Source organism: Hydrogenophaga sedimenti, from assembly GCF_051857515.1.
Classification (GTDB): Bacteria; Pseudomonadota; Gammaproteobacteria; order Burkholderiales; family Burkholderiaceae_C; genus Hydrogenophaga.
Genome location: NZ_JBPZHA010000001.1, coordinates 439,332 through 461,653, shown reverse-complemented (window position 1 = coordinate 461,653; position 22,322 = coordinate 439,332). Strand labels below are relative to the sequence as shown.

Genomic DNA, 22,322 nt, shown 5'->3' with positions numbered 1-22,322 from the left:
GGCTCAGGCCGCAAAACACCAGGCCTGCGCAGGCTGGTAGGAGAAACACACCGTCTCGCCATGGCGCAGGTCGGCCAGGCGCCCGGTCAGCGGCAGCGCGATCTGCAGCGCGGTGGCGCTCTTGTCTTCGCGCACCTGCACGGTGGAATTGCCGCCATCGAACAGCACGCTCTGCACCGTCGCGGTCCAGGCCGGCTCGCCCGCCGGCAATTCGCGCGCGCTGCGCCCGATCTCGATCGCCTCGGGGCGGATGAACAGCAGCGCCTCCTGCCCCACGTCGACCGCGCCCACGCGCTGCGACCACAGGCCCAGGCCACCGGCCGTGCGCAGCAGCACCTGCTCGCCGTTGCGCGACTCGATGCGGCCTTCGAAGCGGTTGTTGTTGCCGACGAAGCCCGCGACGAAGGCGGTCTTGGGTTGGTAGTACAGGTCCTGCGGCGAACCGAGCTGCTCGAAGCGCCCGTGGTTCATCACCGCGACCTGGTCCGACATGACCAGCGCTTCCGACTGGTCGTGCGTGATGTAGACGAAGGTGGTGCCGACCTCGGCCTGCAACTGCTTGAGCTCGACCTTCATGTGCTCGCGCAGCTTCAGGTCCAGCGCGCCCAACGGCTCGTCCAGCAGCAGCAGCGCGGGTTCGAGCACCAGCGAGCGCGCGATCGCCACGCGCTGCTTCTGCCCGCCCGAGAGCTGGTCGATGCGCTTGCCTTCGCTGCCCGGCAGGCCGACACGCCGCAGCATGTCGGTCACCTTGGCCTTCGCGGCCGGACCCTTCACGCCGCGCCGCTCCAGGCCATAGGCGATGTTCTCGCCCACCGTCATCATCGGGAACAGCGCCAGGTGCTGGAACACCATGTTCACCGGCCGCTTGTTGGGCGGCACGCCATTCATCGATGCGCCCTTGATGCGGATGTCGCCGGCGTCGGGCTCGATGAAGCCCGCGATCATGCGCAGCAGCGTGGTCTTGCCGCAGCCCGAGGGCCCGAGGATGGAGAAGAAAGACCCCTGGCGGACGCCGAAGCTCAGGTCGTCGACCGCCGCAAAAGCGCCGTAGCGCTTGCGGACGGTCTGGATCTCGAGATCGAAGGCGCCCGCGCGGTCCGCCTGCGAAGCGGTCACGGCGGGAGCGGCTGGCATCGGCTTACTTGGCGGCCTTGACGCGGTCGAGCACGCGGCCTTCGATGTCCTCGATGCCGGCGGGCACGGCCGGGTACCACTTGATGTTCTTCAGCGCGGCTTCGGGGAAGCTGTCGGCGAACTGCTTCTTGAGCACCGGGTCCATGCCGGCGTCACCGCCCTTGGCGGCCGTGAAGTTGCCGGCGGCGGTCGCCACCTTGGCGGCGATCTCGGGGCGCATGTTGAAGTTGATCCAGGCGTAGGCCGCCTCGTCGTTCTTGCCCTTCGCGGGAATGGCGAAGGTATCGACCCAGCCCAGCGCGCCGGACTTGGGTGCGATGAACTTGATGTCCGGGTGGGTCTTGTTCAGACCCCAGCCGCCGGTGTCCCACATCATGGCGGTGGTCAGCTCGCCCGCGCGCATGCCGGCCAGCAGCTGGTCCTTGCCGTCCCAGAAGAACTTCACGTTCTTCTTGCATTCGGTCAGCGTCTTGCCGACCTCGTCCATCAGGGCGCCGTAGGCCTTGGCGTCGCTGTAGAGCGCAAACGGGTTCTTGCCGGACGCGAAGGCGAACGCGATCAGGGTCGGGCGCTTCAGGCGCATGGACACCTTGCCGGCGTTGTCGGCCGCGCACAGGTCGGTGTAGTCGGTGGCCTTGGAGGTCTTGGTGTTGATCACCAGACCGTCGGTGCCCCAGATGTGCGGCACGGCGTAGACCTTGCCGGCGACGGTGGTGTTGATGCGCGTGGCCTCGAGCATCGAGGGGATGAACTGCTCGCCCTTGATCTTGGTGAGGTCCATCGGCTTGTAGATGCCGAACTCGGTCTGCGGGCCGGCGATGCGGTCCTGGCTGGGCTGGGCCAGGTCGAAGCCGGCGCCGGCGGTGGCGCGCAGCTTGGAAATCATCTCTTCGTTGTTCGAGAGCGTGATCTCGACCTTGATGCCGGTCTCCTTGGTGAACTGTTCCACCACGTCCTTGGGCGCGTAGTCGGCCCAGGTCAGCAGACGCAGGACTTTGTCTTCGGCATGGGCAGCACCGGCAACCAGCATCAGCGCGGCCAGGGCCACGCGGGAGATCTTGCTCTTCATGGGAGTTTCGCTTTCAGAGAAGGGATGACTTGGGTGGAACAGCCGTTGCCGCGGTGCGGCCGGCGGGGGAACAGCCAGACGCAGAATCCGGCAAAGCCCAGCATAAGTCAATACCGTGAAAGTCCCGTGACACCGGCGACGCCGGTGCGACGCGCTCAGGCTGCGGCGTGCAGCGCGTCGAAGCCCAGGTGGTGCATCACCTCGCGCAAGATCAGCACCACCGCGTCTCCCGCAGGGTCGTCGAAGCCGCTGCCGCGCGCCGAGGGCGCACCGACCGCCCGCGCGGCCAGCGACTGGTACTCGCGCTCGATCTGGGACAGCGCAATGGCCCCTTGCGCCAGCCCGGCAATGGCACCACCGCGTTGCAGCGGCGCCAGGGTGTCGGCGCTCACCACCAGCCGGCCGCCCCGGGGCACGCGCGGCACCAGGCCCTCGATCTGGTCTTCCACCACCTGGATCGCGTTCTCGATCGCGATCGCCGACGGACCGGCCGCGCTCGCCGGCCAGAGCACGGCCGTGCCCACGGGCAGGCTGCGGCGGCCGTCGTCGCCCCACTCGGCCAGGGTCTGGCGCGGGCCGACCGACAGGCGCAGCGTGGCCGGTGGCGTGGGCGTGTTCATGTCCCAGGCCCCTGGTCCAGCGCCGCGACCAGCAGGGCCAGCGCACGCTGGTCGATGCCGTGGCCCAGGCCGGGCAGCAGGTCGGCGTGCGCGTCGCCGCCCAGCGCCTGCAGCTGTGCCGCGGCCTGCGTGCTGTGCGCGGCGTCGATCACCGGGTCCTGGTCGCCGTGGATGAAGCGCCAGACGACACCGGCGGGCGCCTGCCGCGGCGGCTCCGCAAAGCGGCCCGACATGGCCACCACGCGCGCGGCCAGCGGCTCGCCCACCTGCGTCGATTCGAGCGACATGATCGCGCCCTGCGAGAAGCCCGCCAGCACGGTCTGCGCCGGCGTGAGGCCGGTGTGCGCCTGCCAGCGCTGCACGGTCCCGGCAAAGCGCGGCATGACCTCGGCGATGCGGCCGGCGCGGTTGGCCTCGGTCACGCCCTGCACCGAGAACCACTGCCAGCCCGCGCCGAAGTCGGAGGCGAACGGCGAGCGCACCGCGACCACCCAGCGGTCGTCGCGGGCCAGCGCCGGGCCCAGCGCCTGGAAGCCTTCGGGACTGGCGCCCACGCCGTGGAACAGCAGCACCAGCTGGCGCGCGGGCGCCGTGGGCCGGTGCAGGACGATGTCGCCCGCGGGCGCTTCGGTGCGGGTGTCCATGTTCAGGCCTCCACCGTCTCGGGAACCACGCCGAAGCGGTACGCATCCATCGACAGCACGCCGTGCGTGATGCCGCCATCGATGCGCACACCCGGGGCTTCATCGCCGGCCACCCCGGCCGCCACCATCAGCGGCCAAAGGTGTTCGGCCGTCGGGTGGGCGCGCTGCGCGTGCGGCGCGACCGCCATGGTCTGCTGCAGGCGCGCGTGGTCGCGGCTGGTGACGGCGTTGCCGACCCAGTGCGCGAACTCGACGGCGTAGTCGTCGGCCGGCGCGTCGGGGTCGTCGAAGCGCACTTCGTACAGGTTGTGCGTCAGGCTGCCCGAGCCGATCACCAGCACGCCTTCGTCGGCCAGCGGCGCCAGCGCCTGGCCATAGGCATAGGCCTTGGCACCGTCCAGGCGCGCCGGCAGCGAGACCTGGAACACCGGAATGTCGGCGCCGGGGAACAGGTGCATCAGAGGCACCCAGGCGCCGTGGTCCAGACCCCATTGCGCATCGGCCTCGGCCGCGTAGCCGGCGGCGCGCAGCACCTCGATCGCGCGCTGCGCCACGTCGGGCGCACCGGGCGCGGGGTAGCTCAGCTGATAGAGCGCGGGCGGGAAGCCGCCGAAATCGTGGATGGTCTGCGGGCGCGGCGTGGTCGCCACGCGCGGCTCGCGCGTCATCCAGTGCGGCGACACCACCAGCACCGCCTTCGGACGCGGCAGCGTCTGGCCCAGCGCGGTCAGCGCCGGACCGGCCAGGCCGGGCTCGAGCGCGAACATCGGCGATCCGTGGGAAATGAACAGGGAGGGCCAGCGGGAAGACATGGTGGATTCCTTGAAAGGCGTGAACGGCGGCGTGGGCCGCCTGCTCCACAAACTGTAAGAGCGGGACCGGCGGCGACCGTTCGAAACGCACGGTCGCCGCGGTCAAATTCCTTGACGGGTCAGGGCGTCACTGGCCCAGGCCGAGCTGCTTCATGAAGGTGGCGTTGTCCCAGAACAGGTACTCGGCGTCCATGCTCGTGCCCTTCCAGTGGCCGATGGTGGCCATGGTCAGCTTGAAGGCCTTGCCGGTGGGCTGGATGAACTGGCCTTCGCCGATGGGCATCGGTTTCGTGAAAGTGCCTTCCATCACACCAATGACGCCGGTCCATTCGCCCTGGCCGAACTTGACCGGGTGGGTCTGGATGCGCGTGTCGGGCGCGTAGACGAACATGGCCTTGAGGTCGGCGATGTGCACGTCGATGCCGGTCGTGCTGTGGCCGTCGGGCCAGTGCACCACGATGTCCTTGGCGTGGCTCTCGTGCAGGCGGTCCCACTTCTGGTTCGTGAAGACGTCGAAGTCGAGGTTGTCAAAGGTCTGCAGGTTCTGGGCGATGCGCTTCTCGTCGGCCTGGTACTTCGCCAGTTCGGCCAGCAGGGCGGGGACCATGGCGGGGCTGGGGGCGGCGGCCTTGTGGGCGTGGGCCTTGGGGGTTTCGGCCTGCGCCGCGCCGGTGGCTGACAAGGCGAGCAGGACGGCAGCGACGGTGGTGGTGAAACGGGTGTTCATGATGGGCTTTCAGTGAGGGAACGAAGAGGGTGTTGGTCTGCGTTCAGACCTTGTGGATCCAGGTGGGCGCGATGGACGTGCCCAGGCCGGCGCCGTAGCCCAGGTAGATGTTCAAACCGGCCAGCGGCTCCAGGTAGCGCGCGTTCTTCAGGCCGCCGGCGTCCACCGTGGCGAAGCCCAGGCTCTGGGCCAGCGTGGTGACGGCCGCCTTGGCGGGCGCGCTGTCGCTGGCGACGAAGACACTGGCGGTCTGGCCGTGGCCGAAGTCGGCGCCAGACGACAGCACCTGCGCGAACAAGGTGTTGAAGGCCTTGACGACCAGCGCGTCGGGCACGGCCTGGGCGATCTCTTCGGCGGCCGAGGTGCTGTGGCCCAGGGTCAGGCCCATGTAGTCGGCGGTCAGCGGGTTGGTGATGTCGACCACCACCTTGCCGGCCAGGCCGCCCACGCCCTGCAGCGCGGCCACGGCGTCGGCGTAACCGGTGGCGAGGACCACCACGTCGGCGTCGGCCGCGGCACCGGCCGGGGCGACGGCGCGCACGCCGGGGAACTGCGCGGCCAGCGCGGCGGCCTTGACGGCATCGCGGGCGGTGACGCTGACGCTGTGGCCGGCGGCGGCCAGTTGTTTGACGAAGGCCGAGCCCATGTTGCCGGCACCGATGACGAGGGTTTTCATAGCGATTTCCTTGGCTGTGGGCCATCTGGCCCGGGGTGGGGCCCCGCGGTGTTGCAGGGCATGGGTGGTACTTTATTGATCAACCATCAGCAGATAAACTGCCTTCATCGTCATTGACTGTTCCGATATTCGGAACAAATTACCCACACCCCCCACCGAGGCCTGCCGTGGACAAATTCCTGGAAATGCGCACCTTCGCCGCCGTGGTGGACGCAGGCAGCTTCGTCGGCGCGGCCGATGCGCTGGCCATGTCCAAGCCCGCGGTCTCGCGCCATGTGAACGAACTCGAAGCCCGGCTGGGCGTGCGCCTGCTGCAGCGCACGACGCGCCGGCTCTCGCTCACCGGCGACGGCGAGGTGTTCCACGCGCGCTGCAAGGAGCTGCTGGCGCAGGTGGACGAAGCCGAGGCCGAGGTCAGCTCGCGCAGCGGCGAGGCCACCGGCCTGCTCAAGCTCAGCGTGCCGGTCACCTTTGGCGAGCGGCACCTGGCGCCACTGTGGCCGGTGTTCATGGCGCAGCACCCGCGGGTGTCGCTGGAGGTGTCGCTGTCCGACCGTGCGGTGGACCTGGTGGAAGAAGGCTTCGATCTGGCGGTGCGCATCGGGCTGCTGCAGGCCTCGTCGCTGGTCAGCCGGCCGCTGGCCCGCAGCCGCCTGGTCCTGTGCGCGTCGCCCGCCTACCTGGCGCGGCACGGCACACCGCAGCACCCGGCCGAGCTGGCCCGGCACGCGGTGCTGACCTACACCCTGCTCTCGACCGGTGACCACTGGCGCTTCACCGGTGCCGAGGGCGAGGTGGTGGTCAACGTCAACCCGCGCTTTCGCAGCAACAGCGGCGAAACCTGCCGCAGCGGCGCGCTGGCGGGCCAGGGCGTCATCCTGCAGCCGGACTTCCTGGTCGGCCCCGACATCGCGGCCGGCACGCTGGTGGAGCTGATGCCGCAGTTCCGCTCGCTCGACATCGGCATCCACGCGGTCTACCCCACACGCAAGCACGTCGCTCCCAAGGTGCGGCGGCTGATCGACTTTCTCGTGGCGTCGTTCGAGACACCCCTCTGGCCGGTGTGAACGACAAAGCAGCCGGTCTGCGCTGCAGCAGAATGGCGAATGCAAACCGCGAGCCCTCAACGGCTCGCCTCCAACTTAAAAAATTTCAGGGATCGCACATGGCAACCACACCGCGCACCTTTGCGTACCTCTCCAGAGTTCTGGCAGGCGTCGGCCTGACGGTGTTGGCGTCGGCGACCCAGGCAGCAGATGCACAAGTCAACCTGCGCCCCCATTGGGCAGCGGGCTCACAGGTGAGCTACGCCATCACGAAGACCCGAGCCAAACAAGGCAAGGTGTTCACAGACCACAGCAAGGTGCTCATCCGTGTTGCGGAGGCCTCGGACAACGGCTTCCTGCTGCGGGTGGAAGAGCCGATGTTTCCCGACCAAGACATCGAGTCCGAGAAGTTCATCGCGGGAAATGGTCTTTCGACAACGAAGCTTGCCCTGCTGGAGGTGAGCCCGGACGGGGAGGTCCAGCGCGTTCGCAACTGGGAAGACCTTCGCACCGAAGGCCTAAAGGCGCTTGAGCTGCTGTCTGATCACCTGCAAAAGCGGCATGGGCCTGACCCGATGATCGACCAGGCAGTCGCTCACCTCAAGCAGCGGTTATCGACAGAAGAAGACATCAAGGCCACCGTCCTGCGAGACATCGGGCTGCTGTTTCAGCCTCTGGGTTTGGACTATTCCGCCGATGAACCGATCGAGATCTCAGTGCCTACCAGGGAGGCAGCGCCTGGGTTGCAGTTCCAGGGCCAGACACGGGCCACGCTGAAGTCCTTGGACAACGACAAGGGTCTGGCGACCATCCAATGGGACCAGTCCTACCAGATCAAGGCTGCAGAGGACTTCAGTGGCAAGCCGACCGGCATGCCAGGCGAAGCCTTCGCCGGCGGGCTCCCGATGTCCGGCCATATCACCGACGAGTTCGTGATGGACCTCCGGTCTGGCTGGCCCACCCGCCTCACCAACACCCAAACAACGGTTGCCTCGGACGGCAGCACCGAGACCAAAACCAAGACCTTCACCGCGGAGTAGCGCCAACGGCAGACAACGCGCGGACACTCCACGGGGTCAAGCCCTGTCCGCAGCAGCGTGGTCAGGCCCGCGCGGGATAATCGCCGGATGGCGAACAAGCAACGTGTGGTGGTCGGTTTGAGCGGGGGCGTGGACTCCGCGGTGAGCGCGTACCTGCTCAAACAGCAGGGCCACGAAGTCATCGGCATCTTCATGAAGAACTGGGAAGACGACGACGACGACGAATACTGCTCGACGCGGCAGGACTTTCTCGACGCCGCCTCGGTGGCCGATGTGCTGGGCATCGACATCGAACACGTCAACTTCGCCGCTGAATACAAGGACCGCGTGTTCGCCGAGTTCCTGCGCGAATACTCGGCCGGCCGCACGCCCAACCCCGACATCCTCTGCAACGCCGAGATCAAGTTCAAGGCCTTCCTCGACCACGCGATGCGCCTGGGGGCCGAGAAGATCGCGACCGGCCACTACGCCCGCGTGCGGCTGAACGCAGCGACCGGCAAACACGAACTGCTCAAGGGCCTGGACCCGCTGAAGGACCAGAGCTATTTCCTGCACCGGCTGAACCAGGCGCAGCTCTCCAAGACGCTGTTCCCGGTCGGCGAGTTGCCCAAGACCGAGGTGCGCCGCATCGCGGCCGAAATCCAGCTGCCGAACGCCAAGAAGAAGGACAGCACGGGCATCTGCTTCATCGGCGAACGGCCGTTCCGCGACTTCCTCAACCGCTACATCAGCAAGGAACCGGGGCCGATCAAGGACCCGACGGGTCGCACGATTGGCCAGCACGTGGGCCTGTCGTTCTACACGCTGGGGCAGCGCCAGGGCCTGGGCATCGGCGGCGTGAAAGCCAAGGGCGCGCAGAAGGGCGGCGCGGAACACGCGCCCTGGTTCGTCGCGCGCAAGGACGTGGAGAAAAACATCCTCTGGGTCGTGCAGGGCCACGACCATCCCTGGCTGCTGGCGCCCAGCCTGCGCGCCGAGGACCTGAGCTGGGTCGCGGGCCACGCCCCGGCCGACAGCCACATCGCGGCCAAGACCCGTTACCGCCAGGCCGACGCCGGCTGCGCCTTCCAGGGCGAGGACGGCGCCTTCACGCTGCGCTTTGACGAGCCGCAATGGGCGGTGACGCCGGGCCAGAGCGCGGTGCTGTACGACGGCGAGGTCTGCCTGGGCGGTGGCGTGATCCACACCGAGGCGGCCAACGCGCCGGCCTGATCCGCGCGCCCGGCGTCAGGGCTTGCGGCGCAGCAGGCGCGCGTGCATCGGGCGCATGAAACGCACCCCTTCCGGCCCGCACTGCGCCTCGAAGGCCGTCTTCACACGCGCCTCGATGGCGGGTGTGATCTGCAGCTCGACGAAGCTCGGATAGAGCATGCGCCGGGCGAAGTCGGGCCAGTCGGCGAAGCGCACCACCTGGGCGAAGCAGCGTTCCTCCACCGCCAGCCAGTCCCTGCCGGCAGCCAGCGCACGGTCCAGCGCGGCCTGCGCCGCCGCGCGCACCACGCCCTCGTCGTTGTAGAGGCGCACGATGTCGTTGAGCGTGCCACCGTAGATCGGCTCGCTCACGTAAAACCAGCCGCCCGGCCGCAGCACCCGCGCCACCTCGGCCAGCGCCGCGTCCATCGCCGGAACGGGCACATGGTGCAGGCTCTTGAGCATCAGCGCGCCGTCGAAGCTGCGGCGCGGAAACGGCACGGCTTCGGCACTGGCGGCGAGAAACAGCAGCCGATCCTGTGGTGCGGCGAGGTTCTTGCCATGCTGCACCGAATCCACCTCCAGCCCCACCACCTCGCTGCCAGGAAAGCGCTCCAGCAGCGTCCGCGCCAGCCGGGCATTGCCGCAGCCCGGTTCCAGGATGCGCTGCCCGGCCAGCGGCACCAGGTCGGCCAGCAGGTCCAGTTCGTCGCGCACCAGCGGCAGGTGATCGGGGTGGGGGATGGCGGCAAGGCTCATGGTGTCGGCACGGGGGTCAGGGGTGGCAAGGGCCAGCGGGCGGCATCGGCGCGTTCTTGCAGACGGGCGATGTGCGAGAGGAAGCCGTCGCGCGAGCGGCGGGCAAACCAGGGGTGCCAGCGGCGCGCCTCCAGCACCGTGCCGACGGCGCGCGCGCGCCGCGCGTGGGCGCTGAACAGCAGGGTCTCGTCGGGCAGGGTGAACAGGCGTTGCGTCACGCTGTCCCACATCGCACCGGGGTCGACCGGCAGCGGCTGGTGCGAACAGGTCAGCCCGGCCAGCAGGCCGCCGCAGAACACGCGGTCGCGCCAGGCGAAGCTCAGGCAGTGGGCGGTGTGGCCCGGTGTCTGCAGCACCTGCACGCTGTCGCCGCCGAAGGGAAGGCGTTCGTCCGGCGCGGGCCGCCAGGCGCCCTCGCGCGCCAGCCCCTGCACCACCGGCACCCGCAGCGCCGCCAGCCGGTCGAACTCGCCGGGCATCGCACCATCGTGCCCATGCGTGCGCAGCACCCAGCGCAGCCTCAGGCCGCTTTCGCCCAGCATCGCGCTCAGCACCGGCAGGTCGCGGCTGTGCGGATCGATCAGCACCGCCTCGCCCGCCACCGGGTCGGCCAGCAGGTAGCTCAGCTCGCCCAGGCGTTCGTCATGAAGGATGCGGAACAGGTTCACGGCCATCTGCTGTCCAAGAACCGTGCCACCCCGCCGGGCCGGAAAAACCCCGTGGCGACAAGCACTTGCCCGTCGAAGCCTGTCACGCACCGGGCGCCGGGCCATGGCCTGTCCGCCAGATCTGGCAGACAATGTCAGGCAACACTACCCCACCGGGTACCCCGATGAAACCCCTGCCCGAACTCACCGCCTTTCTCGAAGGCCTGCCCGAACCGCACATCCTGTTCGACGCGCAGTACCGCATCCTGGCCGCCAACGCCGCCTACCGGCGCCAGTTCAGCCCCGATCGCAGCATCGTCGGCCGGCATTGCTACGAGGTCTCGCACCACTTCTCCGTGCCCTGCGACCAGGCCGGCGAATCCTGCCCGCTGGCGCAGTCGAAGATCTCGGGCCAGCGCGAGCGCGTGCTGCACCTGCACCACACGCGCCAGGGCGAGGAGTACGTGAACATCGAACTCTCGCCGCTGCCCGGCGCGGACGGGCAGCCGGCCTTCTACGTCGAGAAGATGGAGCCGCTGAAGGTCGCGCAGAGCCAGCCCGCCAGCCAGGGCCTGATCGGGCGCTCGCCGGCCTTCCAGCGCATGCTGGGTCTGGTGGCACGGGTCGCGCCCTCGCGCGCCACGGTGCTCCTGCTGGGCGAATCGGGCACCGGCAAGGAGCTGGTGGCGCGCGCCGTGCACGAGGCCAGCCCGCGCGCCGGCAAGCCGCTGGTCGCGGTCGACTGCTCCAGCCTGCCCGAGACCCTGTTCGAGTCGGAGCTGTTCGGTCACGAGCGCGGCGCCTTCACCGGCGCCACCGCGGCCAAGGGCGGCCTGGTCGAAGCGGCCAGCGGCGGCACCCTGTTCCTCGACGAGGTGGGCGACATCCCGCTGCCGATGCAGGTCAAGCTGCTGCGCCTGCTGGAGACCGGCACCTACCGGCGCGTGGGCAGCACCGAACTGCGCCACGCCGACATCCGCGTGGTCTCCGCCACCCACCGCGACCTCGACCGCCTGATCGCCGAGGGCAAGTTCCGCGAAGACCTGTACCACCGGCTCTCGACCTTCCCGATCCTGCTGCCGCCGCTGCGCGAGCGCCGCGGCGACATGGCCTTGCTGGCGCCGGCCCTGCTCGAACGTGTCGCGGCGCCGCGCCGGCTGGTGATCTCGCCCGCGGCGCTGGCACGGCTCGACGCCCAGCCCTTCGCGGGCAATGTGCGCGAACTGCGCAACCTGCTGGAACGCACCGCCCTGCTCTGCGACGGCGACGTGATCGAGGCGGCGCACGTCGACGAGGCGATCGCGACCGGCCGCCTGCCGGTGCGCGGCGCGCCGGCGCCGGTGGCGCACGACACGGCCTCGGCCGGCGAGACGGTGCGTGCCGCCGGCCGCGAGGCGCTGCGCGCCATCGTCGCGGCCCACCGGGGCAACCGCGCCGCGCTCGCGGCCCAGCTGGGCATCAGCGAACGCTCGCTCTACCGCAAGCTCAAGTCCCTGGAATGAGCGCCGCCAGGCCGTTCCCAAGGCGCTCAGCCCCGCAGTGCGCAGCACGGAGGGTGGTCCGATGAACCTGCCCGCGCGCGGGCAACTGCGTTAGGCTTGCGCCCATTCGAAAACAGGATGGGGAAACAGCATGGTGTTCCGGGTGCGCAGGGCGCTGGTGTGGATGGGGCTGGGGCTGGCGTGGGCCGGCCCGGCATCGGCGGTGCAGATCACCGACCTGAGCCCGCAGGGCGAGGTCGCCAGGGTGCGGCAGGTGGTCGCGAAGTTCGACGCCTCCGCGGTGAATTTCGGCAGCCCCAACGCGGCCGCGCCGCTGCAGCTGAGCTGCAACGAACCCCAGGCCTCGGCCGGCACGGGCCGCTGGATCAACGACCGCGCCTGGGTCTACGACTTCCAGCAGCCGCTGCCACCGGGCGTGAAGTGCACGCTCCAGGTCGCGCCGGGCTTCGTCGCGGTCGACGGCAAGCCGCTGGCCGGCAGACAGCACTTCGCCTTTGAGACCGGTGGCCCGACGGTGCGCCAAAGCGCGCCGTCCGATGGCCAGACCATCGAAGAGAGCCAGTACTTCCTGCTGCGCTTCAACGGTGCGGTCGCGCCCGAGAGCGTCCAGGCCAACGCCTGGTGCGGCATGGACGGGCTGGGCGAACGCATCGCCGTGAAGCTGATCACCGGCGGCGAGCGCGAGCAACTGATCAAGGCGCGCGGCTGGGACCGCAAGGACATTCCGGCCGATCAGGTCGTCGCCCTCGCCTGCCAGCGCCAGCTCACGCCCGCCGCCAAGCTGCGGCTGGTGCTGGGCAAGGGCGTGGCCACACCCAACGGCGTCGCGACCCGGCAGGACCAGCGCCTGAACTTCACCGTGCGTGAGCCCTTCAAGGTCACGTTCAGTTGCGAGCGCGAAAACGCGCAGTCGCCCTGCCTGCCACTGCGTGGCATGTCGCTGCGCTTCAACGCCCCGGTCACCGCGAAACAGGCGCTGGAGGTCCGGCTCAGGCCCGCCGCCGGCGGCGAGGCCCTGACACCCAAACTCGACGACGGCGCACAAGGGGACGACGCGGTCGACGGCGTGGACTTCGCGCCCACGCTGACCGAGAAGGCGAGCTACACGGTCGAGCTGCCCAAGGGCCTGGTTGACGCCTCGGGCCGCGCGCCCGCCAACGCCAGCCAGTTCCCGCTCAAGGTCGCGACCGGCCTGATGCCGCCGTTGGTGAAGTTCGCGGCCGCGCCCTTCGGCGTGGTCGAGCGGCTGGCCGAGCCCGGCGGCGCGGCGCTGCTGCCGATCACGGTGCGCAACGTCGAGCCCGAACTCAAGGCGCTGGGCCTCGCGGTCAGCGGCAGCAAGGTCAGCGACCTCAAGCTCTCCAGCGACGCCGAGATCATTGCCTGGTACCAACGCGTGACCACCTTCCACGAAGGCACGGTGGAGCGCAAGCTGGCCGCGCAGTGGGCGAAGACGCCCCTGCCCAAGGTGATCGACAAGGACAACAAGAACTGGGTCGAGTCGCGCATGCTCGGCCTGCTGCAGGGCCTGCCGAATGTGAAGCCGCTGGACCTGCCGAAGGCGCCCGCAGGCGATCCGCGGCCGATGGAGGTGGTCGGCATCCCGCTGCAGCCGGGCTTCCACGTGGTCGAGATCGCCTCGCCGCGGCTGGGCCGCTCGCTGCTCGATGAGCGCCACGGCGAGGGCCGCACGATGTATGTGCGCAGCTCGGCGCTGGTGACCAACCTGGGCGTGCACTTCAAGCTCGGGCGTGAGAACGCGCTGGCCTGGGTCACGACGCTGGACAAGGGCAAGCCGGTCGCGGGTGCGGCGGTGCAGGTGTCCGACTGCCGCGGCAAGCTGGTCGCCAAGGGCCAGACCGATGCGCAGGGCGTGGTGAAGCTCGACGGTGTGCCGGCGCGGGCACCGATGTGCAACAACGGCCAGGCGGAAGGCGACGCGGAGGAAGGCGGCGGCGCCTGGTTCGTCAGCGCGCGCGCGAAATCGGCCGACGGCGTGGACGACCTGGCCTTCACCTGGAGCGACTGGAACCGCGGCATCGAGGCCTGGCGCTTCGACCTGCCGACCGGCGACCTCTCCAGCGCCACCCAGCGCGCCCACACCGTGCTGGATCGCGCCCTGCTGCGCGCGGGCGAGACGCTGTCGATGAAGCACTTCCTGCGCACCGAGGACATGAAGGGCTTCCATGTGCCCGACCTCAAGAGTGGCGAACTCATCGTCACCCACCAGGGCAGCGGCCAGGAGTTCCGCCAGCCCGTGGCCTGGCGCAAGACCGCGACCGGTGGCCTGAGCGCGACCAGCGAGTTCGCCATCCCGCCCTCGGCGCGGCTGGGCGTCTACACGGTGCAGCTCTCGCAGTCGCTGGGCCGCCAGGGCACCGAGATCCTGGACAGCGCGCAGTTCCGGGTCGAGGAGTTCCGGCTGCCGGTGCTGCAGGGCCAGCTCGGCGCCAACGACAAGAAGCCGCTGGTGGCGGCGACCAGCACGCCGGTCGACCTGCAGGTGAGCTATCTCTCGGGCGGCAGCGCGGGCCATCTCGCGACCCAGGTCTCGGCGCTGATGCGCCGCAAGTCGCTCTCGTTCCCCGGCTACGAGGGCTTCAGCTTCGACCCGCCGCGCGCCGCGAACCGCGCGCAAGACGGCCACGACGATGGCGAAGACGGCGCCGACGCGGCGCAGAAGCTGGTCGCCGACAAGCTGCCGCTGACGCTGGACAAGAACGGCCGCGGCCGCACCGAGATCAAGGACCTGCCGGCCGTCACCTCGCCGCAGCAGTTGCTGATCGAGGCCAGCTACGCCGACCCCAACGGCGAGACGCAGACCCTGCGCCACGTCACCACGCTCTGGCCCGCCGCCGTGGTCGCCGGCATCAAGACCGAAGGCTGGGTCTCGACCCGGCAGCAGGCGCGCTTCCAGGCGCTGGCGCTGACCCTGGAGGGCAAGCCGGCGGCCAATGTGGCGCTGGAGGTGCGCGCCTCGGTCAAGACCACGACCACCACGCGCAAGCGCATGGTCGGCGGCTTCTACACGTACGACAACAAGACCACCTCGAAAGACCTGGGCAGCATCTGCTCGGGCAAGAGCGATGCGCGCGGCCTGCTGCTGTGCGAAGCGAAGCTCGACGACGCCGGCGAGGTCGAGCTGACCGTGGTCGCCAAGGACAGCGAAGGCCACGCGCACCAGAGCGCCGCCTCGGTCTACGTCACGCGCCAGGGCGAGCTCTGGTTCGGCGGCGAGGACCACGACCGCATGGACGTGGTGCCCGAGAAGAAGCGCTACGAACCCGGCGAGACCGCGCGGCTGCAGGTGCGCATGCCGTTCCGCTTCGCGACCGCCCTGGTCAGCGTCGAGCGCGAAGGCATCATCGACACCAAGGTGGTGCAGCTCAACGGCGAAGACCCGACCATCGACCTCAAGGTCGAACCCGGCTGGGGACCGAACGTGTACGTGAGCGTGATGGCGCTGCGCGGGCGGCTGCGCGAGGTGCCCTGGTACAGCTTCTTCACCTGGGGCTACCAGGCGCCGCGCGAGTGGTGGACCGCCTTCTGGTACGAGGGCAAGGAGTACGTGGCGCCGACCGCGATGGTCGACCTGAGCAAGCCGGCCTACCGCCTGGGCGTGGCCGAACTGAAGATCGGCACCGCCGCCCACGAGATCCAGGTCAGCGTGAGCACCGACCGCGAGGCCTACCCGGTGCGCGGCCAGGCGCAGGTGACCATCCAGGCCAAGCTGCCCAACGGCCAGCCCGCGGCCAACGCCGAGGTGGCGCTCGCCGTCGTCGATCAGGCCCTGCTCGAACTCGGCCCGAACCCGACCTGGGACCTGCTGGCCGGCATGTGGCAGCGGCGGAACTGGGCCGTCGAGACGGCGACCGCGCAGATGGAAATCATCGGCCGGCGCCACTACGGCCGCAAGGCGATCTCGGCCGGTGGTGGCGGCGGCCACAGCCCGACGCGCGAGCTGTTCGACACCCTGCTGCTGTGGAAGCCGTCGGTGGTGCTCGACGCGCAAGGACGCGCCACGGTGAGCGTGCCGCTGAACGATGCGATCAGCAGCTTCCAGGTGGTCGCGGTGGCCGACTCGGGCCCGGGCCTGTTCGGCACCGGCCAGACCAAATTCCGCGCCACGCAGGACCTGCAGATCATCAGCGGCCTGCCGCCGCTGGTGCGCGAGGGCGACCGCTTCATGGCGCAGTTCAGCCTGCGCAACACGACGGCGCAGCCGATGAAGGTCAACGTCAGCGCGCGCGCGACCCTGGTCGAGACGCCGGCGCAGACGGTCGAGATCCCCGCCGGTGAAACCCGCGAGGTGGGCTGGGAGGTGACCGCGCCGGTGCCGCTGGGCCTGGGCCGCTTCGAGGCGCTGCTGTGGGAAGTGACGGCGCAGGACCAGGGCGGCAAGGCGCGCGACGCGGTCAAACTCAGCCAGCGCGTGCTGCCGGCCGTGCCGCTGACGGTGCGACAGGCCACGCTGGCCCAGCTCGACGGCCCGCTGACATTGCCAGTGGCCACGCCGGCCGACGCGCTGACCGACGCCCTGGGCGCGCTGCGCGGCGGCATCCGCATGAGCCTGCAGCCGACGCTGGCCGAAGGCCTGCCGGCGGTGCGCGAATGGTTCGTGAACTACCCGTTCCTGTGCCTGGAGCAGAAGACCTCCAAGGCCATCGGCCTGCGCGATCCCAAGCTCTGGCAGACCGTGCTCGCGCAGTTGCCGACCTACCTGGACAGCGACGGGCTGGCGAACTACTTCCCGCCGCGCGACGGCGCCGCGCCCTCGGGCAGCGACACGCTGACGGCCTACCTGCTGGCCGCCACGCACGAGGCGGCGTCGCTCGACCCGGCCTGGACCCTGCCCGACGCGTCGCGCGCGGCCATGCTGCGCGGTCTGGAGAACTTCGTCGCCGGCAAGGTCGAGCGCAGCTTCTGGAGCCCGCGCAAGGACCTGAACCTGCGCAAGCTGGCCGCGGTCGAAGCGCTCTCGCGCTACGGCAAGGCCAATGCGCGCCTGCTGCAGAGCATCGAGATCACACCCAACCAGTGGCCCACGCACGCGGTGATCGACTGGCTCAATGTGCTGCGCCGGGTGAACGACATTCCCAAGCGGGACGAGAAGCTGGCCGAAGCGAACCAGATCCTGCGCGCGCGGCTGTCCTACCAGGGCAGCAAGCTGGTCTTCAGCACCGAGGCCGACGACCAGTGGTGGTGGCTGATGCAGAACAGCGACGCCAACACCGCGCGCCTGCTGCTGGCCGTGATGGACGACCCGGCCTGGAAGGACGACATGGGCCGCCTCGCCAGCGGCTTCATCGGCCGCCAGCAGCGCGGCGCCTGGTCGACCACCACCGCCAACCTCTGGGGCGGCCTGGCGCTGCAGAAGTTCTCGGCCCGCTTCGAGGCGGTGCCCGTCACCGGCAGCACGCGCGCCACGCTCGGTGCCACCAGCGCCGCGGTCGACTGGAGCAAGGTCGGCCGCGCCGATCCCAAGGCCCCGGTGGCCGCGGGCTTCGCCACCGTCGGCCCGACCAAGGCCGATCCCAACGTGGCCACCGGCCCGTGGCGCAACAACAGCGCGACCCTCGCCTGGCCCAAGGACGGCGCCTCGTCGCTCGCGGTGACGCACCAGGGCAGCGGCAAGCCCTGGGTCACGCTGCAGGCGCTCGCGGCCTCCGAGCTCAAGGCGCCGATGTCGGCCGGCTACACGGTGAAGAAGACCATCACCCCGGTCGAGCAGGCCGTCGCCGGCAAGTTCAGCAAGGGCGACGTGCTGCGCATCACCCTCGAGGTCAACGCCAGCACCGACATGACCTGGGTCGTGCTCAGCGACCCGATCCCGGGCGGTGCGACCCTGCTGGGCAGTGGCCTGGGCCGCGACTCGGAGATCGCGACCACGGGCGAGAAGCGCTCGGGCAAGGGCTGGCCGGTGTTCGAGGAGCGCAGCTTCGAGGCCTTCCGCAGTTACTACGACCACCTCTCGGCCGGCAGCTTCAAGACCGAGTACACGGTGCGGCTCAACAACGTGGGCACGTTCGCGCTGCCGCCGACGCGCATCGAGGCGATGTACGCGCCCGAGGTGTTCGGCGAACTGCCCAACGCGCCGGTGAAGGTCGAGGCGAAGTGAAACGACGGGCGCTGCTGGTCGGGGCGCTGGCCGGGAGCTTCGCGCTGCCGGCCAGCGCCCTGCCGAGCTTCGCCGAAGTGAAGGCCGCGCACCCGACCTCCGAGACCCTGTTTCTCGACCGCCACGGCGAGGTGCTGCAGCGCCAGCGCACCGACCCTTCCGTGCGCCAGGGCGCCTGGGTTCCGCTGTCCGAGGTCTCGCCCGCGCTGCGCAGCGCCCTGGTCTACAGCGAAGACCGGCGCTTCTACGAGCACGCGGGCGTGGACTGGCAGGCGGTCGCGTCGGCCGCCTGGGGCAACCTGTGGAACACGCGCACCCGCGGCGCCTCGACCATCACCATGCAGCTCGCCGGCCTGCTGGACGGTGACCTGAAGGCCGGCACGCAGGGCCGCAGCTGGACGCAGAAGGCCGGGCAGGCCGTGTGGGCGCAGTGGCTGGAGACGCGCTGGCGCAAGGACCAGATCCTGGAGGCCTATCTCAACCGGGTGCCGTTCCGCAGCGAGCTCGTGGGCATCGACGCGCTCTCGCGCAGCCTGTTCGCCAAGGCGCCGCACGGGCTGGATGCCGACGAGGCCGCGATCACCGCCGCGCTGGTGCGCGCGCCCAACGCCGCGCCCGAACGCGTGGCCGAACGCGCCTGCGAGGTGCAGCAGGCGATGGCGCGCGCGCAGGGCGCCAAGGCCGACTGCCTGTCGGTGCGGTTGCTCAGCGGCACGGTGCTGCGCGAACGGCGCTGGGCCGCCAGCGAAGGCGATGCGCCGCACGCGACACGGCGCGCGCTGGCCGAGTGGCGCCAGCAGGCCGGCACCCGCGCCGCACCGCCGCAGATCCGCACCACGCTCTGGGCGCCGCTGCAGCGCGAGGCGCAGACGCTGCTGCAACGGCAACTGCGCTCGCTGCTGGGCCGGCGCGTGGAAGACGGCGCGGTGGTCGTGCTCGACAACACCAGCGGCGAGGTGCTGGCCTGGGTCGGCTCCTCGGGCCTGCTGAGCCAGGCGGCCGAGGTCGACGGCGTGACCGCGCTGCGCCAGCCCGGCTCCACCCTCAAGCCCTTCCTCTACGCGCAGGCGATCGGCGAGAAGCGCCTGAGCGCGGCCTCGTTGATCGAGGACGCGCCGACCCACATCCCGACCGCCGGCGGCCTCTACATCCCGCAGAACTACGACCGGAACTTTCGCGGCTGGGTGTCGGTGCGCACCGCGCTCGCGTCATCGCTCAACATCCCGGCCGTGCGCACCCTGGCCATGGTGTCTCCCGAGGACTTCGCGGCGCAGCTGCTGCGCCTGGGCCTGCCGCTGCGCGAGAGCGGCGACTACTACGGCCTGGGCCTGGCGCTGGGCAGCGCCGAGGTCACCCTGCTTTCACTCACCAACGCCTACCGCACCCTGGCCAACCAGGGCCGCCATGGTCCGGTCGCGCCGCTGCTGGCCGGCCCGCGCAACGCGGTGCGCAGCGAGCCGGTGCTCGACCCCGGCGCGGCCTTCATCGTGGGCGACATCCTGTCGGACGCCAACGCCCGCGCCGCCACCTTCGGCACCGACAGCCTGCTGGCCACGCGCGTCTGGACCGCCGTGAAAACCGGCACCAGCAAGGACATGCGCGACAACTGGGCCGTGGGCTGGTCGCAGCGCTACACCGTGGGCGCCTGGGTCGGCAACGCCAGCGGCGCGCCCATGGGCGACGTCAGTGGCACCACCGGCGCGGCGCCGGTCTGGGCCGGCCTGGTGCGCTGGCTGCACGAGCGCCAGCCCAGCCGCGCGCCGGCGCCACCCGCCGGGCTGGTCGCGCAGACCGTGCGCTTCGGCCAGCAGCTCGAACCGGCGCGCCGCGAGTGGTTCATCGCCGGCACCGAACAGCCGCTGTTCGCGCTGGGCACGGGCGGAGACAGTGGCGCGCCGGAACTGCGCCCGCGCATCGTCAGCCCGACCACCGGCACCATCCTCGCCATCGACCCCGACATTCCGCCGGCCCACCAGCGCCTGACCCTCAAGGCCGAGACCGGCGATGTGCGCTGGCGCGTGGACGGCAAGCCGCTGGGCAAGGGGCAGGAAGTGCAATGGATGCCCTGGCCGGGCCGGCACCGCATCGAACTCGTGAACGCGCGCGGCGAACTGCTCGACAGCGTGCGCATCGAGGTGCGCGGGGCGGGGGTGAAGAACGGCGGTGCACCGCCGGGAAAACCCACGCGGTGACGAAGGGACAACGATTCGCCGCCGGGCCGCCCCAAGGCGAATCAGCCCCCTCGGGGGGCAGCGACCCGCGCAGCGGCGGAGCGTGGGGGTTCAGTGTTCAGCGTGCAGCTTCTCGTGGATCTTCTTGGTCGTCCACCAGACCGACCACAGCACCAGCGGAATCGCCGCGCCGGCCAGCAGCTCCGGCTTGACGGGCAAGCCCATCTCCTTGCCCGCCTTGCCCAGGTAGAGGATCAGGCTGACCACGTAGTACGAGATGGCCGCGATCGACAGGCCTTCCACCGTGCTCTGCAACCTCAGCTGCAGTTCCTGCCCCTTGGTCAGCTTGGCCAGCAGCTGCTGGTTCTGCTCCTCGGTCGCGATGTCCACCCGCGTGCGCAGCAGCGCGCTGGTGCGCGTGACGCGGTCGGACAGCGAGGCCAGGCGGTGCGCGGTCGACTGCACCGTTGCCATGGCCGGTGACATGCGTCGCTGCATGAACTCGCCCAGCGTCCGCGTGCCGTGGATCGGCTGCTCGCGCAGCTCGGCGATGCGTTCGCGCACCAGGGTGTCGTAGGCGCGCGTGGCCGAGAAGCGGTAGCTCTGTTCGGCGGTCGCACGCTCGACACCGGCGGCCAGGCCGATCAGGGTGTCCAGCAAGGCCTGGTCGGAGTTGCTCTTGTTCTCCAGCTGCGCCGTGATGTCGGCCAGCGCGCCCTCGCTGCGCGAGAGCAGCGGCCCCAGCGCCTTGGACGCGGGCAGGCCGCGCAGCGCCATCAGGCGGTAGGTCTCCAGCTCCAGCAGCCGCGCGGCGATGCGCCCGGCGCGGGTCTCGGAGGTGTCGGGCGGACCGATCACCAGCAGGCGCTCGAAGCCGTCGGCGCGCAGCCAGAAATCGGTCACCGCCATCGAGTGGCCCTGGTTGCCCATCAGCGAGGCCACCACGGTGTGGTCGCCCAGCCAGTGGCGGGCCTGGGCCAGTGCGTCGTGGGGCGAGGTGATCTCGCCCTCGACCATCGCCAGCTGGATGGCCGCGATGGTGCGCCCGGGCAGGCCGGCCAGCCAGCCCGGCGGCGTCACCAGCGAGCCCAGCAGGTCGGGGTTGCTCGCGCCCAGGCCGGCGCCTTCGGGCAGCGGCTGCACGATCGAGTAGCGGGTGAACTCCGTGTGCCGTTCCCACTTGAGCGTGTAGCCGGGCAGGCGCAGGCGCAGGAAGTTGGCGTTCAGAAGATCGGCCGACAGCGCCTCCTGGCCCGGCAGGCGGCGCAGGTGTTCGCACTCCTGCTCGCGCGTCACGCCTTCGTTGAACAGCGCCACATAGGTCACCAGCGCCGGCAGCCGGATGCGCGCCGGCGGGCGGGCGTGCACCTCGTTGTGCAGCAGCTCGCGCTGCGGGTCGTTGGCGGGCAGCAGGGAGGGCGTGGCGTTCATGGCCCGATTGTGCCGAAACACCGCTGTCACGGGTCTCGGCACAGCGCCGCCGAGTGGCTCAAAAAAAGAAAACCGCGCCCGGCTCCGAGGTGGGTGGCCGAACGCCGTTGCCGCTACGCGAACACCGGCGAGCCCCTGGACTGCCGGTCGCGCAGCTCGGCCAGCATGTCGCGCTCGGGCATGCCCGCCGCCCAGGCCGGGCGCAGCTGGAAGTGCGGCTGGTCGACGATCGAGGTCCAGTTGCCGCCCCACTCCAGGCCCAGCTCCATGCCCAGCACCCCGACCGCCTTGTACTTGGGCGAGTCGGCCAGGAACTTGCCGCCGCTGAAGACCCCGATGTCGAAGGCGATGCCGAAGTTGTGGTTCGAATAACCGCCGCGCGCATTGGTGACCTTGGGTCCCGGTGCGGTGCGGCCCTTCGCGTAGAGCGCGTCCTGCTCGGCGTAGGAGCGCGTGCCGCTGAGCACCTTGATGCCGATGCCGTTGTCCGCGGCCTTCTGCACCAGGGCGCGGGCCAGTCCCTGCACCTGGGGCTGCAGTGTCGCGATGTTGGTCTCGCTGCGTGGGTCGACGCTGGAGATCGCCGCTGCGGGCGCCACGCCATCGACCGTGGGTTTGACCAGGGCCGCGTAGATCGCGCCCCAGGTTTCCGCGCCCGCGCGGCCGTCGACCTGGATGTGCAGGGCGTCTTGTATGGCGCGAATCATTTCCGAGAGTTCCATGTCGCTGCCT

At 70.2% G+C, this 22,322-nt stretch carries 17 protein-coding genes; 6 read left to right on the top strand and 11 right to left on the bottom strand.

What is annotated here, in order from left to right; translation table 11 throughout:
• Positions 1-3: 3 nt before the first annotated feature.
• The 7 genes from ACS5NL_RS02145 to ACS5NL_RS02115 form a co-directional block, all read right to left on the bottom strand.
• Positions 4-1,137: an ABC transporter ATP-binding protein gene (locus tag ACS5NL_RS02145; protein ID WP_439351931.1), complete on the bottom strand. Its 1,134-nt coding sequence runs from the start codon at positions 1,135-1,137 to the stop codon at positions 4-6.
• Between the two features lie 4 nt (positions 1,138-1,141).
• Positions 1,142-2,206 carry an extracellular solute-binding protein gene (locus tag ACS5NL_RS02140; RefSeq protein ID WP_439351930.1) on the bottom strand — a complete coding sequence of 355 codons (1,065 nt, stop codon included), beginning with the start codon at positions 2,204-2,206 and terminating at the stop codon, positions 1,142-1,144.
• Positions 2,207-2,361: 155 nt separating this feature from the next.
• Positions 2,362-2,826, bottom strand: coding sequence for a hypothetical protein (locus ACS5NL_RS02135; RefSeq protein ID WP_439351929.1), 465 nt, complete (start codon positions 2,824-2,826; stop codon positions 2,362-2,364).
• Positions 2,823-3,470, bottom strand: a complete 648-nt coding sequence (gene ypfH, locus ACS5NL_RS02130; RefSeq protein ID WP_439351927.1) for an esterase — start codon at positions 3,468-3,470, stop codon at positions 2,823-2,825. The genes ACS5NL_RS02135 and ypfH overlap by 4 nt, the downstream gene beginning before the upstream one ends.
• Positions 3,471-3,472: 2 nt before the next feature.
• A complete protein-coding gene (locus ACS5NL_RS02125; protein WP_439351926.1) occupies positions 3,473-4,282 on the bottom strand; it encodes a dioxygenase family protein in 810 nt (269 codons plus the stop codon).
• A gap of 127 nt (positions 4,283-4,409) precedes the next feature.
• Complete coding sequence (locus ACS5NL_RS02120; protein ID WP_439351924.1) at positions 4,410-5,009, bottom strand: ester cyclase; 600 nt, start codon at positions 5,007-5,009, stop codon at positions 4,410-4,412.
• A gap of 43 nt (positions 5,010-5,052) precedes the next feature.
• Positions 5,053-5,685: an NADPH-dependent F420 reductase gene (locus tag ACS5NL_RS02115; protein ID WP_439351923.1), complete on the bottom strand. Its 633-nt coding sequence runs from the start codon at positions 5,683-5,685 to the stop codon at positions 5,053-5,055.
• A gap of 185 nt (positions 5,686-5,870) precedes the next feature.
• Between ACS5NL_RS02115 and ACS5NL_RS02110 the strand changes: the two genes are divergently transcribed.
• The 3 genes from ACS5NL_RS02110 (at position 5,871) to mnmA (ending at position 8,983) form a co-directional block, all read left to right on the top strand.
• Positions 5,871-6,752, top strand: coding sequence for a LysR family transcriptional regulator (locus tag ACS5NL_RS02110; protein ID WP_439351921.1), 882 nt, complete (start codon positions 5,871-5,873; stop codon positions 6,750-6,752).
• A 98-nt stretch (positions 6,753-6,850) separates the two neighbouring features.
• Positions 6,851-7,771 (top strand): hypothetical protein, encoded by a 921-nt coding sequence (locus ACS5NL_RS02105; RefSeq protein ID WP_439351920.1) that lies wholly within the window; start codon positions 6,851-6,853, stop codon positions 7,769-7,771.
• 87 nt (positions 7,772-7,858) lie between these two features.
• On the top strand, positions 7,859-8,983 hold the full coding sequence (gene mnmA / locus ACS5NL_RS02100) for a tRNA 2-thiouridine(34) synthase MnmA (protein ID WP_439351919.1): 1,125 nt from the start codon (positions 7,859-7,861) through the stop codon (positions 8,981-8,983).
• Positions 8,984-8,998: 15 nt separating this feature from the next.
• On the opposite strand, the gene ACS5NL_RS02095 is transcribed toward mnmA, so the two are convergent.
• The gene (locus tag ACS5NL_RS02095; RefSeq protein WP_439351917.1) at positions 8,999-9,721 is read right to left on the bottom strand and encodes a class I SAM-dependent methyltransferase; all 723 of its coding nucleotides are present in this window, start codon (positions 9,719-9,721) and stop codon (positions 8,999-9,001) included.
• The gene (locus tag ACS5NL_RS02090; RefSeq protein ID WP_439351915.1) at positions 9,718-10,395 is read right to left on the bottom strand and encodes an MBL fold metallo-hydrolase; all 678 of its coding nucleotides are present in this window, start codon (positions 10,393-10,395) and stop codon (positions 9,718-9,720) included. The genes ACS5NL_RS02095 and ACS5NL_RS02090 overlap by 4 nt, the downstream gene beginning before the upstream one ends.
• 158 nt (positions 10,396-10,553) lie before the next feature.
• Here ACS5NL_RS02090 and ACS5NL_RS02085 point away from each other — a divergent pair, with 158 nt between their 5' ends.
• The 3 genes from ACS5NL_RS02085 (at position 10,554) to pbpC (ending at position 20,180) form a co-directional block, all read left to right on the top strand.
• Entirely contained in the window at positions 10,554-11,870 is a 1,317-nt protein-coding gene (locus ACS5NL_RS02085; RefSeq protein WP_439351913.1) for a sigma-54 interaction domain-containing protein, read from the top strand.
• Positions 11,871-12,000: 130 nt separating this feature from the next.
• Positions 12,001-17,988, top strand: coding sequence for an alpha-2-macroglobulin family protein (locus tag ACS5NL_RS02080; protein ID WP_439351911.1), 5,988 nt, complete (start codon positions 12,001-12,003; stop codon positions 17,986-17,988).
• Positions 17,985-20,180, top strand: coding sequence for a penicillin-binding protein 1C (gene pbpC / locus ACS5NL_RS02075; protein ID WP_439351909.1), 2,196 nt, complete (start codon positions 17,985-17,987; stop codon positions 20,178-20,180). Before ACS5NL_RS02080 ends, pbpC begins: the two co-directional genes overlap by 4 nt.
• A gap of 90 nt (positions 20,181-20,270) precedes the next feature.
• Here pbpC and ACS5NL_RS02070 read toward each other — a convergent pair whose 3' ends face one another.
• Complete coding sequence (locus tag ACS5NL_RS02070) at positions 20,271-21,590, bottom strand: DUF3422 family protein (RefSeq protein WP_439351907.1); 1,320 nt, start codon at positions 21,588-21,590, stop codon at positions 20,271-20,273.
• Positions 21,591-21,703: 113 nt separating this feature from the next.
• Complete coding sequence (locus ACS5NL_RS02065; protein WP_439351906.1) at positions 21,704-22,312, bottom strand: M15 family metallopeptidase; 609 nt, start codon at positions 22,310-22,312, stop codon at positions 21,704-21,706.
• Positions 22,313-22,322: the final 10 nt, after the last annotated feature.